We start from the raw sequence: 16,670 nt of genomic DNA, 5'->3' as shown, positions 1-16,670 counted from the left end.
TCAGTCCCGTGGCAGGGTGACGCGGGCAATGAGTCCGCCTCCGGGAGCATTGCGCAGGCTCAGCTCGCCGCGGTTGCGATGCGCCGTATCGCGTGCAATCGACAGCCCCAGCCCGACGCCGCCCGAGTTCCGGTTGCGCGAGTCCTCGATGCGGACGAAGGGTTCCATGACCTGGGCGATGCGGTTCTCCGGAATGCCCGGCCCCTTGTCCCTGACTTCGATGACCAGGCTTGACGGCCCGTCGGTGAGACTCAGTGTCGCCGCTTCACCGTAGCGGACCGCATTGTCGACGAGGTTGTCGAGGCAACGGCGCAGCGCATGCGGCAGGCCTTCAATCGGTTCTGTCTGTCCGATGACGCTGACCTGATTGCCATTCTCCTGCGCGTCCTCGGCGACGGAGTCGACCAGTGACTGGATATCGATGCGTTGCCAGGCCTCGTCCTGCGCTTCGCCGCGCAGGTAGCTGAGGGTGGCGTCGAGCATCGAGGTCATCTCGCCGATATCGTTGCGCAGCCTTTCGCCGACGTCAGTGTCGGCAAGGGACTCGATGCTCAGTTTCATGCGTGTGAGCGGCGTGCGCAGATCATGTGACACGGCAGCAAGAAAGCGTTCGCGCGCTTCAATCTGCGCCCGGACATTGTCCTGCATGCGGTTGAACACGCGACTTGCGCTGCGAGCTTCCCGTGGGCCCTGTTCTTCGATTGGCGGGCTGCTCAGGTTGTCGCCCAGTTTCTCCGCTGCAGATGCAAGCTGCTGGATCGGTCGGGCGAGCATGCGTGCTCCGTACCACGCCGCCACGGTGACCGCGATGAACTGGATGAGCAGGCCGATCAGCATTCCGTTCAGGGGTGGCGGCGGACGACGAAGCCCGTCAGGAGGCTGCGCTCGGTCCGGACGCAGTGCGCTGGACTGGGGCGCGGGGCGCTCCGCAGACGGGCCGCCAGGTGCGAGGTTGATGAATACTGCGAAGACCAGGATGTGGCTTGCAAGGACCGCCAGCACCACCAGCCCGAACAGTCGCCCGAACACCGTATCCGGCATGAAGCGTTTCACTGGGAAACCTCGGCGTCGAACAGGTAGCCCTCGCCGCGAACGGTCTTCAGCAGACGTGGCAGCCGCGGATCTTCCTGCAGTTTCTGCCGCAGGCGCGACACGAGCAGGTCGATGCTGCGATCAAAGGCTTCAGCCGCACGGCCCCGGGCGGCGTCGAGCAACTGGTCCCGATTGAGTACGCAGCGCGGCCGCTCGATGAATGCCCATAGCAGTCTGAACTCCGCATTTGACAGCGGAATCGCGAGCTGGGCAGGAGAGGTGAGCAGGCGCGTGAGCGGGTTGAGGTGCCAGCCGTCAAAGCGCACCTCGGCCTTTTTCCGCGGCGAGACATTGCTGGCTGGCGCTGCAGTGCGCGTGCGACGCAGGATGGTGTTGATGCGGGCCACCAGTTCGCGTGGCTCAAAAGGCTTCACGACATAGTCGTCGGCGCCGAGTTCGAGGCCGACGATGCGGTCGGACAGTTCGCCGCGCGCGGTCACCATGATGATCGGGATCTGGCTGTCGGCCCGCAACTGCCGGCACAGGCTGAGTCCGTTCTCGCCAGGCAGCATCAGGTCGAGAATGATGACGTCGATTTCGCTGTGCGCCATGACACGGCGCATCTCTTGACCGTCTGTGGCCAGCTTGCAGCTGAAGCCGTAGCCATCCAGGAACTCGGACAGGAGTTTGCGGATCTGGGGATCGTCGTCGACGATCAGTATTCGGGCTTGCATTGCTTGTGACTCCCGGCGACCAAAGGACCGCGTCAGTGACGGCGGCAAGGCAGCATTTTCCCGGAGTCGGGCAGGGTGTGCTTAGCGGATTTGTAGCGAAGCAGACACATCACGCCGACGGGATATCGGCGCGATGTGATCGGAGGTCAGCGCTCGGCGAGCAGCGCGTTGATGGCGAGGACGTCTTCTTCGCCAAGTGTGCCGGCTGCGGCTTTCAGGCGCAGTTGGGCCAGGAGGGTGTCGTAGCGGGCACGGGACAGCTTCTGCAGCGTATCCGCGAGCTGGCTCTGGGCGTTGAGGACGTCGATGTTGATCCGCACGCCAACTTCGTATCCCAGCTTGTTGGCTTCCAGCGCAGAGGTTGAGGACAGTCTGGCCGCTTCGAGCGCACGGACCTGGGCCATGCCACTGGTCACGCCGAGGTAGGACTGCCGTGCGGCGAGCGCTGCGCTGCGGCGTGCATCTTCGAGGTCGGCGTCCGCCTTGAGCTTGAGTGCGGCAGCTTCACGCTCGCGTGAGGACACGCCGCCGCCCTGATACAGGGGGACGTTGAGCTGCAGGCCGACGGTTGTGGTGTCGCTGCGGTCGTAGGAGATCGACGGGCGATTGTTCAGGCTGTGCGTGGCGACGAGGTCGAGCGTGGGCATGTGTCCGCCACTGACCCGCGACACCTCGCGGGTGGCAATCTCGCGCGCCAGTTGCTGTGCCTGAACGCCGAAGCTGCCTTGCTCGGCGGCAGAGACCCACTCACCGATGTTGTCGGGCTGGGGGCGCTGGAGCTCAACGCCCGAACGCAGGCCCGCGAGCGGCTCCGGCTCCTTGCCAATGATTTGCGCAAGCGATTCGCGACGGACGTCGAGGTCGTTGCGCGCAGCGATTTCCTGTGCCGAGGCGAGGTCGAAGCGTGACTGCGCTTCGTGCACGTCGGTGATGGTGACGGTGCCGACCTCGAAGCTGGTCTTGGCAATTTCCAGCTGTTCGGCGGCGGCAGTGCGCAACTGGCTCACGGCCGCCAGTGTGTCTTCGGCATTGAGCACGTTGAAATAGGCCTCGGCAGTGCGCAGGATCAGGTCCTGACGCGCCTGTCCGTACTGACTGCCCGCGAGCGCTGTCTGCAGTTCGCCCTGCTTGTATTGCACCCAGTTCTGCCAGCGGAACAGCGGCTGGGTCAGCTGAACGGCGTAGCCATTGCTGTTATACGTGTAATCGCTGCTCGCCCTTGAAGCCCGGTAGCTGACATCGTTCCAGGTTGATGTTGCAGACGCTGCGATGACGGGAAGCAGACCCGCACGCCCCTGGACCACCTTTTCCTGTCCAGCCTCGAACTGTGCTCTGGCTGCGGAAAACTTGGCGTCGTTTGCCAGCGCATCGCGGTAGACCTGTGTCAGGTCGGCGGCAAAGGCTGCGCTCGCAAACAGACTCGAAAGGCAAATCGCCAGGGCGCGCTTCATTTGATTCTCCGTGGTTCTCAGTACTGCGGCATCTTCGGATCGACCCGGCCAGCCCACTCGGACACTCCGCCGGCAAGGTTGATGACCTTGCCGAAGCCTTGGCGCTCAAGGAACATCGCAACCTGCGCGCTGCGTCCGCCGTGATGGCAGATCACGACGATTTCGCGCTCGCGGTCGAGCTCCTGGCTGCGGGCTGGCACCGAGTTCATCGGCATCGCCTGCGAGCCTTCGATATGACAGAGCTCGAACTCCCATGGCTCGCGCACATCGAGGAGCAGTGGTGATGGCTGCTGCGGATCATTGAGCCATTCCGCCAGTTCAAGGGGGGAAATGTGACGCATGGCAGTCGATCAGAAGCGGAAGGTGTCATGACGCTGCGCGTTACGCAGCATCGGCACCATGGTTTCAAAAACGTCTTCGGTACGGAAGCGGCCTTCGGCTTCGCAGGTGACGAGGCGGGCCTTCATGACCGGGGCTTCGCCAACAAAGGCAAACAGCCGGCCACCGACCTTGAGCTGCGCGAGCAGCGATTGCGGCAGGAAGGGCAGTCCGCCCGAAACCACGATCACGTCGTAGGGGGCACGCTCGGCCCAGCCCTGGGCTGCGTCACCTTCTTCGACGATGACGTTTTCGACGCCATTCCGGGCGAGGTTGGCGTGGGCGAGCTTGACCAGTTCGGGTTCGATGTCGACGGTGCGCACCCATTCGGTCTTGGCTGCAAGCAGGGCGGCGAAGTAGCCGGAGCCGGCACCGATCTCGAGCACGGAGTCGGAGCGATGCAGCTGGAGCGATTGCAGAATCTTGCCTTCGATCACCGGCTTGAGCATGACCTGACCCGCGCCGATCGGAATTTCCACGTCGGCAAAGGCCAGCGAGCGGGAGGCCGCAGGCACGAATTCCTCGCGCTTCACGGTCATCAGGAGGTCGAGCACACCCTGATCCAGGACCTCCCAGGGACGGATCTGCTGCTCGACCATGTTGAAGCGCGCTTGTTCGAAGTTCATCAGGTACTCCTGGCTAAATATTAGCACACGCTAATGTATAGCGTGACCGAATGAGAAACCTTCATATTCTAACGCAGTTGGTGCACCGCACGCTGTGCCCCCGACCGGCTGAGTCATCGTGCTGGCCAATGTGGGGGCGGGCGGTGCAAGTCGCGCGGGCATATCACGTGGCCTCGGCGTTCGCCGCGGGCTTTACCCGGTACCAGGCGGCGTAGAGTGCGGGCAGAAACAGCATGGTGAGCAGGGTTGCGACGGTCAGTCCGCCCATGATGGCCACTGCCATCGGCCCGAAGAAGGCCGAGCGCGACAAGGGGATCATGGCCAGGATGGCCGCGGCCGCCGTGAGCATGATGGGGCGGAAGCGGCGCACGGTGGACTCCACGATGGCCTCCCATGGCGGATGACCTGAGTGCGTGTCCTGTTCGATCTGGTCGACGAGGATTACCGAGTTGCGCATGATCATGCCCGACAGCGCGATCGTGCCCAGCATGGCGACGAAGCCGAAGGGCTTGTTGAAGGCGAGCAGGAAGGCAGTGACGCCGATCATGCCCAGCGGCGCTGTCAGTACCACGATCAGGGTGCGCGAAAAGCTCTGAAGCTGCAGCATCAGCACGGTGAGTACGACCAGAATGAAGAGCGGTACGCCGGCCGCAACCGAGCTGCCGCCCTTGCCGCTCTCTTCGACCGAGCCGCCGACTTCCAGACGATAGCCCAGCGGCAGTGTCCTTTCGATGCTGGCAATTTGCCCCGCAAGCTGCCCGACCACGACGGCGGGCTGGACCGTGCCGTACAGACTGGCACGGACGGTCACCGTCGGGACCCGGTTGCGGCGCCAGATCACGCCCTCCTCGAAGCCGTACTCTGCTGTGGCGACCTGCGCCAGCGGCACACTGCGCCCGCCACTGACAGGCAGTGCGAGGTCTGGCAGCAGGCCAAGATGCAGCCGCTCCGAGGCCGAGCCGCGGAGCACGACCGAGATGGTTTCCGTGCCTTCGCGGAACTGGGTGACGGTCGTGCCCTGCAATGAGGTGGCGAGCAGGGTGGAGATGTCCGCGCTCGATACGCCCAGCAGGCGTGCCTTGTCCTGGTCGATCTTCAGCCGGATGGCCTTGGACGGCTCCTCCCAGTCGAGATGCACGTTGGACAGGTGGGGGTTGGATCGCATCGCGGCCGCGACCTGATGGGCGAAGCGTCGCATCTCGTCGGCATCCTGCCCGCTGACCCGGTACTGCACCGGAAATCCCACCGGCGGGCCGTTCTCCAGGCGGTTGACGGTGGCCCGTAGCGGCCATGGCTCGGACTCGAACAGTTCGATCAGCCGGGTGCGCAGGGCTTCGCGCTCGGCGCTGCCCTTGGTGAGCACCACGAACTGCGCAAAGTTGGTCTGTGCCAGTTGCTGATCGAGCGGAAGGTAGAAGCGCGGGCTGCCGCCGCCGAGCCAGGCGACGTAGTTGTCGATTCCGTCCTGTTGCTCAAGGAAGTGCTCGAGCCGTTTTACTGCGCTCTCGGTTGCCTGATGTGAGGCGCCCTCGGTCAGGCGCAGGTCGATCAGCAGTTCAGGGCGGGTCGAATCGGGGAAGAACTGCTGCGGAACCGCCCGCACGAACACCACCAGCGACAGCGCGAAGATGAGGAGGGTGGCTGCGATCACCAGCCAGCGGTGCCGCACGCAGCCGCTGACCAGGGCGCGAAAGCGGTTGTAGAACGGCGTGTGGTAGATCGCAAATTCGTCGTGCTGCTCATGGACGTGAGTTGCGCGCGCGGCGATGCGTGCCCCAAGTGTTGGCGAAACCCGCGCGATCAGTCGTGCAAGCAGCGAGGGCTTGCCATTCTTCTTGCGGAAATCCGGCAGCAGGTGAAAGCCGAGGTAGGGCACGAACAGGACCGCCGCAACCCAGGACACCAGCAGCGCGATTACGGTGACCTGAAAGATTGAGCGCGTATATTCGCCGGTAGCCGAGGCGGCCGTGGCAATCGGCAGGAAGCCTGCTGCCGTGATCAGCGTGCCCGAGAGCATCGGCATCGCGGTCGATGTGTAGGCAAAACTGGCAGCCTTGGCACGCTCCCAGCCCTGTTCCATCTTGGTTGCCATCATCTCGACCGCAATGATGGCGTCGTCTACCAGCAGGCCAAGCGCAATGATCAGCGCACCGAGCGAAATCTTGTGCAGTCCGATATCGAACATGGACATGAACAGAAAGGTGATCGCCAGCACCACCGGAATGATGATCAGCACCACTACGCCAGTGCGGAAACCGAGCGACAGCAGGCTGACCGCCATCACGATCACGACCGCCTCGGCCAGGACCTTGACGAACTCGCCGACCGAATTGCGTACCGCGCGCGGCTGGTCGGCGACGCGCTCGAGCCGGATGCCGAGCGGCAATTGCGACTCGATGCGGGTCACTGCATCGTCAAGGTGGTGACCGAGCGCGACAATGTCGCCGCCGTCGCGCATGGAGACGCCGATGCCGAAGGCGTCTTCGCCCATGAAGCGCATGCGTTCGCCCGGCGGGTCGATCAGTCCGCGCTTCACGTCCGCCACGTCACCAAGACGGAAGGCGCGACCCTTGGCCCGGATCAGGGTGTCGCGGATCGCGTCGAGATCGTCGAAGCTGCCGCTGGGGCGCAGCCAGATGCGTTCGTCGGCGGTTTCAAAGTAGCCGGCACCCGTCACCGCGTTCTGGGTGGACAGGGCGCCGGCGATGTCGGCGATGTTCAGGCCAAATGTCGCAAGCTTGGTGTTGGACAGTTCGATGTAGATGCGCTGCGACTGCTCGCCGAAGAAGCTGACCTTGGCCACGTCCTTGACGCGCAGGATCTCGTTGCGGATCGCCTCCGCATGGCGCTTGAGTTCTGCATGGGGCACACCTTCGCCGACGACGGCGAAGACGTTGCCGTAGGTGTCGCCGAATTCGTCATTGAAATAGGGGCCTTTGACACCGGTCGGCAAGGTGTTCTGCATGTCGCCGATCTTCTTGCGAACCTGGTACCACACGTCCGGAATGTCGCGCGAATGGGTGGAGTCCTTGGCGAGGAAGAACACCAGGGTTTCACCCGGCTTGGAATAGCTGCGCACGACGTCGATCTGATCGACTTCCTGGAGCTTCTTCTCGATCTTGTCGGTCACCTGCGCTTCCATCTCGCGCGCACTGGCGCCGGGCCATTCGGCCTTGACCACCATGACCTTGAAGGTGAAGGGCGGATCTTCCGATTGTCCCAGCCGGGTATAGGACAGCATCCCGATCAGGGTCAGCGCCACGAGGAAGTAGAGCACCAGCGAGGGGTGCGCCAGTCCCCATTCGGAGACGTTGAAACGCGAGCGCGCGGCCTTCATCGCCTTACGTCCAGTGCGGGGGTGCTGCCCTCTTCGACGGGGCGAACCGCTGCGCCGGCGACGAGTTTATGTACGCCGGCAACGACTACCCGGCTGCCCTCAGGCAGTCGGTCGCGCAGAACCGCACCGTCTTCGCGAAAGGCGAGAACGTCGACTGCAACCGGGTTGAGCCGGTTTTCGCCATCGACCAGCCAGATCGAAGCCTGGTCACCGTTGCGGGTTACCGCGCTCAGCGGCAGGACAAGCCGGCTTGCCTGAGCGCGGGAAAACAACGCGGTTGCCGTCGCCCCGAGCGGCAGGGCGTCGCCATCGGGTAGGCTGATGCGTACGCCATAGGTCCGTGTAGCACTGTCCGCCACGGGCGACACTTCACGCACGATTCCGGGAGATGGCTGATCCTGCGCAATCCACGGGCGTACTTCGACTGCTTCGCCCGTTTCAATCGAGCCAATCCTGCTCTCGGGAACGTAGATCAGGAGTTCGCGCTCTCCGGGGCGGGCAATGCGAAAGACCGCCTGACCGGCCGAGACCACCTGGCCCGCTTCGGCGAACACCTGAGTGATGACGCCGGCACTGTCGGCGTGGAGTTCGGTGTAGGCGGTCTGGTTGCTGGCCGTCGCCGCCTGCATGCGCGCCTGCTGCAGTCTGGCCTCTGCGGCGTCGAGTGTTGCGCGCTGTGAGTCGAGCGCGGACGCGCTGACAAAGCCCTTTGCGAGCAAGACCTCGGTGCGCTTGAGCTCGGCGCGCGCAAGTGCGGCGTCCGCTTCGGCCGCGGTGATCTGGCTTCTGGCCGCCGTGGCGGCGAGTTGGGCGTCCTGTGGGTCAAGTCTCGCAAGCAGTTGCCCGCGGGTGACGAGGGCGCCGACATCGACACTGCGTTCGGTCATCTTGCCGCCGACCCGGAACGCGCGTTCGCTTTCAAAGCGCGCCCGGATTTCGCCCGTATAGGTCTGGACCGATGCCGCATTGGCGGCGCCGTCGAAGCTGCGTACCAGCACGGCCGGGGTGACGGGGGCTTGCGTTGCAGGTGGTGAGCAGGCAGCGAGCGCAACAAGCAGTGGGAGAGCCGATATCAGGCGAAGCGGTTTCATGACTGTTCTTCCTGTTCGTCGTTGCGGACGGTGAGTCCGTGGAGGACGAGGTCGATATGGGCGTCCACATAGGCGAGGGCGTCGACCTGGCCGCCGCAGCAGTTGGCAAAGGAGTGTTTCCAGTTCGCGAGATGGACCAGGGGTGCAACCAGCAGCGTGCTGGTCAGCACGGGATCGACAGGGCGGAAAAGACCCTGGTCGATGCCGCGTTGAACTGCGGTACGCAGCAGTGCAAGACCACGCTGGATCACGACCTCGTCATAATAGCGGGCGAGCTCGGGAAAGTTGCCGGCTTCGGACATCATGAGCTTGGGAATGCCGCCCAGTGGTGTGCTGCCGATCAGCTCCCACCATGACAGCAGGAAGGTGCGCAACAGGGCGACAGGGTCGTCCGGAGACTCCGTTAGCATCGCTTCGCCGGCCTCGATCGTCGGGACGACGCCCTCGCTGATGACAGCCTTGAACAAGGCTTCCTTGCTGTCGAAATACAGGTAAAGCGTGCCCTTCGATACGCCCGCTCGCGCAGCGATCTCATCGAGCCGGGTGGCCGAGAAGCCCTTTTCGACGAACAGGGCCAGTGCGGCGGCGGTCAGCTCCTGCGGGCGGGCTTCCTTGCGCCGGCGGCGCGGCGCCACCTCCTTAGCGGGCATTCGCTGGCACCTCGAGACGGGGGGCAGTGTTGCCGGTAAGGAAGTGTCCTTGGGTTGAAGCGGTGCTTCGTTCCCGGGGCCGAGTGGGTTGCGACGGCATGCGCTACTCCGCGTTTAATAACTGACTGGTTAGTCATTAAACGCGGTTTTAAGGCAGGCGGCAAGTCAATTCTCGAGGTCTTTTCCTGCCATGGCCTGAAGGCTCGCAGGCAGCGTTCTGCATGCAGTGCCCGTGCGAAAGATCATGCTGCGCAAGGCGACCCCGGGTGGAACCGGGGAGGGGGTGTCAACGCTGGTATTCCAGCTTTCGATTTGTCTGAGCGAGCGCGCGTCGAAGGCTGCACCCCCCCGATCGCTCCACAGCCACAGGCGGTTGCCTTGCTCATCGAGGGTCATCGCGACCGGGCACAGGCCTGAAGGCAAGCGGATGCTGCCCAAGGGCGCGACGCCGTTGCGGAACGAGTAAACATCGACCTGGGTCCGCTCGGGGTTCAGGCGATAGATCGACTGCCGTTCCGGCCAGGCAATATCCACTGCCGCGTCCGTCTGCGGCTGACCGCAACCGGCGAGCATGGTGCAGGCTGCAAACAGTGCGAGGGAAGTGAATGATCTCTGGTTCATGTCTGGCTCCTTGACAGTCGTGCTTCGTGGACCAGACACTACCTGACACTTTGTTGTCTGAAACGGACACCTTGCCCGATCAATGCTGGAATCGTACTGGTCGAACGAGCGGTACAGGCTTGTTCGACACCCTTCGCACCCTGGAGTAACGCAATGCTGATGGTCAGTCTCGATAGTTCGCAAGCCACGCCGCTGGTGGAGCAGATCGTCGATGCCGTTCGCACACAGATCGACGACCGCATCCTGCGACCTGGCATGAAACTGCCGCCAATCCGCAAGCTCGCGGAGAGTCAGCTGGTCAGCCGGTTTACCGTGGTGGAGGCCTACGACCGGCTGGTTGCGCTCGGCTACCTGCGCTCGCGCCGCGGTTCAGGATTCTATGTCGCACCCCGTCGCGAACGTGGAGAGGGGCGACAGCAGCCAAGCACCGATCGCGCCGTCGATGTGGCGTGGATGATGCGTCAGGGGCTGGATGACCGCCCTGGTCTGATCAAGGCCAGCGCGGGCTGGTTGCCCTCGGACTGGCTGGACGGAGAAGGCTTGCGCCGACATCTGAGGACGCTCTCGCGGCGCCCCGACGTTCGCCTGACGAGTTACGGAACGGCTCAGGGCTATCTGCCGCTGCGCCAGCAGTTGCAGGTCAAGCTCGCCGAATTCGGAATCGGAGCTGCGCCACATCAGATCGTACTGACCGAGGGCGCCACCCGTGCGCTCGACATCCTTGCCCGGCACCTGGTCAAACCAGGAGACACCGTACTGGTGGACGATCCCGGCTACTTCAACTTCTTCGGCAATCTGCGTCTGCAGGGCGCGACCCTGGTGGGTGTGCCACGAAACACCGACGGCCCGGATGTGGCGCAACTGGAAGCGCTTCTCGCCCACCACAAGCCCAAGGTGTTCTTCACCCACTCGGTGCTGCACAACCCGACCGGGGCGAACCTGTCGCCTGGGGTCGCGTTCCGCATCCTGCAACTGGCCGAGAAACACGACTTTCTGGTGATCGAGGACGATACCTACGCCGACTTTCATCCCCACTCGACCACCCGGCTGGCAAACCTCGATCAGCTCAATCGGGTGATCTTCGTCGGCAGCTTCTCCAAGACCCTGTCGGGGAGTCTGAGGGTGGGCTATCTGGCCGCGCGCCCCGATCTCGCGGCCGAACTGAACGATGTGAAGACGCTTACCGCCTTGTGTTCGAGCGAGTTCAATGAGCAGCTGGTGTACCAGATGCTGACCGATGGACACTACCGGAAGTATCTGGACCGGCTGCAGGGGCGGCTCGCACAGGCGAGCGATGCGTGTCTGCGCATGCTCGAACGCGTCGGGCTGGAAGTGTATCTCGAGCCCAAAGGCGGCTTGTTCATCTGGGCCAGGCCGCCCGGGTTCGAGGACGTGGCGGAAATTGCCTCGAGGGCTGCGGAGCAGGACATCATGCTCGCGCCCGGCAAGGTCTTTCGCCCCCAGATGCAGCCCAGCCCGTGGATGCGTTTCAATGTGGCGTTTGCAACCCAGCCCCGGGTTGAGCGTTTCCTGAGCGACGCGCTCGATACAGCGTGAGCGCTTAGCGCGACTCCAGCACCAGCCTGCCGTTGGTGGGCTGAATCGGTCTCGAGTTGCGCGGGTAGAGCCGGTTGAAAATTGCGAGCTGATCGTCCGACAGTGAAACCGTCTGCTTCATTACCACCCACAGGACATCTTCGGTGCAGGGCGGCGTGGTCTGCGATCCCATGTAGAGGAAATGCGCTGGCTGCGTTGGCAGAAAGGCCGCAAGGTCGATGGTGACATCAGGCATGTAGGTGTTGCCCTTCTCCAGCGGCAGATTGTTGAGTACGGCCTGCAGCATCGCGTTCGGCTGCTCGCCGCGCTCAAGCAACACGGCCACGATGGCCTGCCGGCCTTCCGCGCTGCGGTGATGGAAGTGCACCGCCATGTCGGAGGCGCCACCGCCCACCCGCTCTTCGGACGGACGGTGCAGGGTCAGGTGTTCAAGTTCGTAACGCCTGCCACGCACCTCGATGCTCATGCCTTCGCCGACTGACACTCGCAGCAGGTTGCCGGTGTCCGTGGTACGAAAGCGTGTCGCACGGTAGTCGAACTTCACCGGGTCGAGATCCACCGCAACCCCGTTCTGCAGGTTGATAGGTGACTGGCGCTTGCCTTCGCTGCAGATCTTCCAGTCCGGCCGCAGGCTGCCCCAGCGCTCCGGGCCGGTGTCGCCACCGTAGCTCCAGCCTTCGCCCTTCACCTGCTCGACGGTAAGCGATGGGCTTGGCTTCACTTGTGTCTTGACTTCCGGCGCTGCCTTCGGTTCTTTCTTCACCACAGGTGCCTTCGGCTTTGCGGCCGGCCTCGGCGGGCGGGTGGGTGGTGCAGCTTCCTTCTTCACGGTTTCTGCGACCTTGTCGCGCGGCGGAGGCGGTTCTACCTTGGCTGGCGCGGGCGCAGAGATCCGCATCGCCGGCTTCGGCTCGACGGCCTCAGGCTTTGTCGGCGCATCCTTGACCGCGTCCTTTGCAACCAGGGGGGCGAGATTCGGACGAATGGACGGGATCGGCATTGCCGCAGGCGTCGGCTCAGGGGCGACCTCCGCTGCCGCCTTCTCCTTGATCAAGGCCTCTGCGGGGGTGTCCTTGACCGGCGGGGCTGCAACGGCAGGCGCTGCCGCCTTTGCTGGCATCTTCTCGCGCGGCGTTGCCACCGGCGGCTGCGGCCGGTGCTCAACCTTCGCAGTTGCGGCGACGGGCGGTTTGGCCGGTGGCTGGACCAGCGGTGGCACGGCAGCGACGGGCCGGGTTTCTGCGCTGGCAGCGGCAGCCGACTGGCTCGCGGCGTCAGCGATCTTTTCCAGGTCTGCGAGTCCGGGCGGTTTGCACACCTCCCGCCACATTCGCTCATCCACCGAGTTCCTTGTCACCACAACCGGCGTCTGATCGGCGACGGACTCTTCCCGCAGCACCCGCTCTGCCGCATCCAGATACACGCGCTTGATGGTGAAGAAGCTGCTGTTGCGACAGTCGTAGCGATTGAGCGCCTTCACCGTGCGATAACCCGCCTGCGCGGCTTCCTCGTTTCCGAGCACCACGCGCCCCCATGACACCTTGGTGCCACGGTCGGAGTCGAAGATGCTCGCGCGGTCGATCTCGATGGTCCGCCCCTTGTCGCTGAGGACCTTCTGCCAGTCGGCGGCATCAACCGGCGCGCTGACGAGCAGTGCCGCCGCGAGCAAGAGATACCGTAGAGAGGAGTGGGGTGGAAAAGGGGTGGTCATCGAAATTCCTTTGCGCTGTAGACAGTTTCGGCAGCGCGCCGAATATCTTTAGACTGTCAGCGCCTTTCTCCGGTAGGGAAGCCGGGAACTCGAAGTCGTATTCTCCCCTGTCTGGGCAGCGTGCCCACGTGAGTGCGTCTTGCGTCCGCAGTGCCTGCCTGGTGCTGTGTTCGAGGTCTTGAAGACTATTGCCGCAGGGATGTCAGGTAATCGGATGATGAAACAATGAACAAGACTCGCTCACTGGTGCTTGGACTCGTCGCAGTCTTCACCGTCGTGCTTTATGCCCCGTTCTTTTCCAATCCACTCATATTTGATGACCATAACCTGTTCGCAGGGGGGCGGGTGTTTGATCACGCCCAGAACGTTTTCGATTTCTATGCCAGGACGTTTCCGTACTTCACCATCGGGTTCATACAGCTGATCTTCGGCAGCATAGAGGTTCAGCGCGCTTTCAACCTCATGCTGCATCTCGCGAACGTGTTCGTGCTGATTGCACTGTGCTCACGGGTCTCCAGCGTTGATCTTTCAGCGCCGCCCAGCACTGCCGTGTGGGGGGCGATTGCAGCCTGTGCCGTGTTCGCCGTTCATCCGGTCGCGGTCTACGGCGTTGCCTACCTTGTCCAACGAACGGTCTTGTTTGCCTCGTTGTTCTCCTTGCTGTCCTTGCTCTTTTACTGGCGCGCCATTGAAGACGGGCGCTATCGGGATGTTGTCGTTTCGGCCTTGTTCTATGCGATGGCGGTGTTCTCAAAAGAGCATGCGATCCTGCTGCCTGCTGTTGCATGCGCGCTGGGCATCGCTGCCCGCAGACCGGGGGTGCTTCCCCGCACCCTGCTCTATCTGGCCTTGTGCGCATTGCCTGCGCTTCGTGTTTTTCTGTCCCTGAAAGGGCTGGTTGGGGCGGTCGCTGAGCCCGGTGCCCAAGCGGTGGCAATCGACCTGCTTGCTGACGCCAGCGCCGGGAAGGCGGCATCAAGCTGGTCGATCAGTGCGCTGGCACAGGCGGGGCTCTTCTTCCGCTACTGGTATCTGTGGATCGTTCCCGATACGGGTGCCATGTCCATTGATCTGAGGGCATATATCGCTGGCGGCTCCCCGGGCCTGACCGATGTATTCAAGCTGGTGGCGTTCATGGCCTGTGGGCTCCTCGGCGCTGCACTCGTCTTCGTGTCAAGACGCTGGAAGCTCGCAGGCGTCGGCATTCTGTATTTCTGGATTTCGTTTCTCGTGGAGTTCTCGTCAGTTCGATTTCAGGAGCCTTTTGTCCTCTATCGCAGCTATCTCTGGGCGCCTGGCTTTGTCATGGTGCTTGCCTCACTCCTGAGACTGTTGCCGGTGAAGGGGCTTGTGGTGCTGACAGTGCTGGCCTGCGGCGTACTGTTTTACCTGTCGGAGGATCGCCTGCACAGCATGGAAAGCGAATGGTCTGCATGGGACGACGCAGCCAGAAAGCTGCCGGCTGCCGATGTCCGGGGTGCGGACCGGATCTTTTTCAACCGGGGCTTGCAGAGCATCAAGGCGAGGAGGATAGCGGAGGGGGTTGCCGATCTGGACCGGGTCATCGCGCTGAGCCCGGGCGTGCGTCAGGCCTATGAGCAGCGGGCCGAGGCGTACCTGAGGCTGGGGCGCTATCCGGAAGCCGTTGCCGACTTCAGCCACGCAATTGACTTGCACGAGGTGGGGGCTTCGTTCTACGGCAGAGGTCTGGCGTTCGAGCGCATGGGCTGCCTGCTTGCAGCGGAGCGCGATTACGAGCGCGGCCGGACGCTGGGGGTCCTGTTTGCGAAAATGAAACTGGACGAACTTGCGGAAAAACGAACGGAAAAAGGGCAGGCTTCAGAGTCTGAAGCCTGCCCCTTGAGGTAGGGCGCTTAGCTGGTGAAGCTTAGCAACCGAAGGTCTTCGTCATGTTTGCATGCGAGTAGCTGCAGGTAACCGCCCAGGTCACGGCAGAGTTGCCAACCGTCGGCGTGTAGGTCACGGTTGAGCCATCATAGCCGGTACCGATGCTACGAAGCGTGGCCACGATCGCGCCGGTCGCTGCCGTCACAGTGATGCCGGAGACCTCGGTCGTTGCCGTCGGAGCGCCTGCAAGGCCGAGCGAGGTCCAGCCGTTGGCCGGGATCGTGCCGACACCGGCGTTTTCCTGAGCGAACATCGCGACAGCGGTCTTGACCGGATCGACGGCGACGTTGACCTTCGAAAGCTTGGCGCGGGTGACGTAGTCCTGGTACTGGGGGATGGCCACAGCAGCCAGAATGCCGATGATCGCCACGACGATCATCAGTTCGATAAGGGTGAAACCTTGTTGGACTTTTTTCATGACTTCTCTCCTTGATGGATCAACGCGGAAGACCCGCTTGACTTAGCTATCGCAAGCGCTGTGCCAGTTCTTCGGTCTGGAGTGGGAAGTTCAGGATATATTTAAGATTGTCATTCAATAACAGTGGCTTGAGTATTGTCTGTGAATGTCAGGGGCGATCGTGTCGCCAATCGATTTCAGTGTCCGGGCTTGAATTGTCACGCGCGACTGTCAAGCACTGACGTTTTCTGGTCATGAATGTCAAATGTTGACGCTGGCTGACAGGAGACTGGCCAGTCAGATTCTGCTGCGCCTCGTCCGGTCCCGCTCATCAGTGAGAAACGCCCCTTGCGGGGCGTCGGCGTGATGGCGTTTCGGGTCCTAGACGGTGGCGCTGCGTCGGCGCGCCAGCGCTGCAACGGCGCCAATCCCCAGCAGTGCCAGCACGCCCGGTTCCGGCACGTCCTGAGCACGGCGCGTTACCGTGAGCTGATCCTGCGAGTTTCCTGCGCTCAGCGCGACGAAGTCGTACATCGCGGAGCTGTAGGGCTGGCTCCCGAGTTGGGTGCTCCATGTTGCGAGCTCGGTCAGCCAGGTCGTGGCCATGGTCAAAGCCCCGCCGAAGCTCGATGTCGTGAGGAAGTTGCCGCCGCTCAGGCTCAGGCTGGCACCGTCAGTCACAATCTCCCATAGCGCGAGCTGGAACGCCGGTGCTGCGCCGGCGACGCTGCCTACGGTCTCGTAGTGCAGATCGTAGAGGCGCGAGATGAGATTCTGCTGCGGCTGACCGAAGCGGTCTGCGAGGGTGCCGGTGGAGAACAGGGTGTCGCCACGCAGCAGGCTGGTCTTGGGTTCGATGCAGAAGCTGTTGAGCAGGTCGTCGTCGTAAGCGCTTGCGCCCGGCGCCTTCTGCTTGAAACTGATCATGCCGGCGCTGACCGTCGAGGTCTTGACGGTGCCGTTGGAGAGGACGCTGATGGAGCCGTTCGATGAGCCGGCGACGACGTTCTGGAAATTCAGGATCAGGTCTGCATGCGCGAGATTGGCCCCGAGCGCACCGGCGCCAAGTGCGAGTGCGGTAATGAGGGGGCGAATGCGCATGTTGAGGGCTCCTGTTCGATCGGGTTGGGGGATATCCCCGGCAATGGATAAATTATCCATTACTGGTTAAAACGCC

Annotated in this window: 14 protein-coding genes; 2 read left to right on the top strand and 12 right to left on the bottom strand. The window is 63.0% G+C overall.

Annotated features, from left to right (window positions below; genetic code table 11):
• The 9 genes from CEW83_RS12210 to CEW83_RS12170 form a co-directional block, all read right to left on the bottom strand.
• Entirely contained in the window at positions 1–1,053 is a 1,053-nt protein-coding gene (locus CEW83_RS12210) for an ATP-binding protein (RefSeq protein WP_234418792.1), read from the bottom strand.
• Positions 1,050–1,766 carry a response regulator gene (locus CEW83_RS12205; RefSeq protein ID WP_108949588.1) on the bottom strand — a complete coding sequence of 239 codons (717 nt, stop codon included), beginning with the start codon at positions 1,764–1,766 and terminating at the stop codon, positions 1,050–1,052. Before CEW83_RS12205 ends, CEW83_RS12210 begins: the two co-directional genes overlap by 4 nt.
• 146 nt (positions 1,767–1,912) lie before the next feature.
• The gene (locus tag CEW83_RS12200; protein ID WP_108949587.1) at positions 1,913–3,217 is read right to left on the bottom strand and encodes a TolC family outer membrane protein; all 1,305 of its coding nucleotides are present in this window, start codon (positions 3,215–3,217) and stop codon (positions 1,913–1,915) included.
• A 17-nt stretch (positions 3,218–3,234) separates the two neighbouring features.
• Positions 3,235–3,558: a rhodanese-like domain-containing protein gene (locus CEW83_RS12195; protein ID WP_108949586.1), complete on the bottom strand. Its 324-nt coding sequence runs from the start codon at positions 3,556–3,558 to the stop codon at positions 3,235–3,237.
• A 9-nt stretch (positions 3,559–3,567) separates the two neighbouring features.
• Entirely contained in the window at positions 3,568–4,221 is a 654-nt protein-coding gene (locus tag CEW83_RS12190; protein WP_108949585.1) for a protein-L-isoaspartate O-methyltransferase family protein, read from the bottom strand.
• 163 nt (positions 4,222–4,384) lie between these two features.
• Complete coding sequence (locus CEW83_RS12185; RefSeq protein WP_108949584.1) at positions 4,385–7,558, bottom strand: efflux RND transporter permease subunit; 3,174 nt, start codon at positions 7,556–7,558, stop codon at positions 4,385–4,387.
• Positions 7,555–8,649, bottom strand: a complete 1,095-nt coding sequence (locus CEW83_RS12180) for an efflux RND transporter periplasmic adaptor subunit (RefSeq protein ID WP_108949583.1) — start codon at positions 8,647–8,649, stop codon at positions 7,555–7,557. Before CEW83_RS12180 ends, CEW83_RS12185 begins: the two co-directional genes overlap by 4 nt.
• A complete protein-coding gene (locus CEW83_RS12175; protein WP_108949582.1) occupies positions 8,646–9,299 on the bottom strand; it encodes a TetR/AcrR family transcriptional regulator in 654 nt (217 codons plus the stop codon). The genes CEW83_RS12180 and CEW83_RS12175 overlap by 4 nt, the downstream gene beginning before the upstream one ends.
• Before the next feature lie 165 nt (positions 9,300–9,464).
• Positions 9,465–9,920: a hypothetical protein gene (locus CEW83_RS12170; RefSeq protein ID WP_108949581.1), complete on the bottom strand. Its 456-nt coding sequence runs from the start codon at positions 9,918–9,920 to the stop codon at positions 9,465–9,467.
• 153 nt (positions 9,921–10,073) lie between these two features.
• Between CEW83_RS12170 and CEW83_RS12165 the strand changes: the two genes are divergently transcribed.
• The gene (locus CEW83_RS12165) at positions 10,074–11,477 is read left to right on the top strand and encodes a PLP-dependent aminotransferase family protein (protein WP_108949580.1); all 1,404 of its coding nucleotides are present in this window, start codon (positions 10,074–10,076) and stop codon (positions 11,475–11,477) included.
• A gap of 4 nt (positions 11,478–11,481) precedes the next feature.
• Here CEW83_RS12165 and CEW83_RS12160 read toward each other — a convergent pair whose 3' ends face one another.
• The gene (locus CEW83_RS12160) at positions 11,482–13,188 is read right to left on the bottom strand and encodes a carbonic anhydrase family protein (RefSeq protein ID WP_108949579.1); all 1,707 of its coding nucleotides are present in this window, start codon (positions 13,186–13,188) and stop codon (positions 11,482–11,484) included.
• A gap of 225 nt (positions 13,189–13,413) precedes the next feature.
• On the opposite strand from CEW83_RS12160, the gene CEW83_RS12155 reads away from it, so the two are divergent.
• Positions 13,414–15,057, top strand: coding sequence for a tetratricopeptide repeat protein (locus CEW83_RS12155; protein ID WP_108949578.1), 1,644 nt, complete (start codon positions 13,414–13,416; stop codon positions 15,055–15,057).
• A 19-nt stretch (positions 15,058–15,076) separates the two neighbouring features.
• On the opposite strand, the gene CEW83_RS21585 is transcribed toward CEW83_RS12155, so the two are convergent.
• Together CEW83_RS21585 and CEW83_RS12145 are read right to left on the bottom strand one after the other, a co-directional pair.
• On the bottom strand, positions 15,077–15,514 hold the full coding sequence (locus CEW83_RS21585; protein ID WP_108949577.1) for a pilin: 438 nt from the start codon (positions 15,512–15,514) through the stop codon (positions 15,077–15,079).
• A gap of 360 nt (positions 15,515–15,874) precedes the next feature.
• Positions 15,875–16,594 carry a PEP-CTERM sorting domain-containing protein gene (locus tag CEW83_RS12145; protein ID WP_159099452.1) on the bottom strand — a complete coding sequence of 240 codons (720 nt, stop codon included), beginning with the start codon at positions 16,592–16,594 and terminating at the stop codon, positions 15,875–15,877.
• Positions 16,595–16,670: the final 76 nt, after the last annotated feature.

Origin of the sequence: Parazoarcus communis (genome assembly GCF_003111645.1) — a bacterium.
Classification (GTDB): domain Bacteria; phylum Pseudomonadota; class Gammaproteobacteria; order Burkholderiales; family Rhodocyclaceae; genus Parazoarcus; species Parazoarcus communis_A.
Note: the sequence above shows the minus strand (reverse complement) of the source record. Positions and strands in the feature narration are given on the sequence as shown.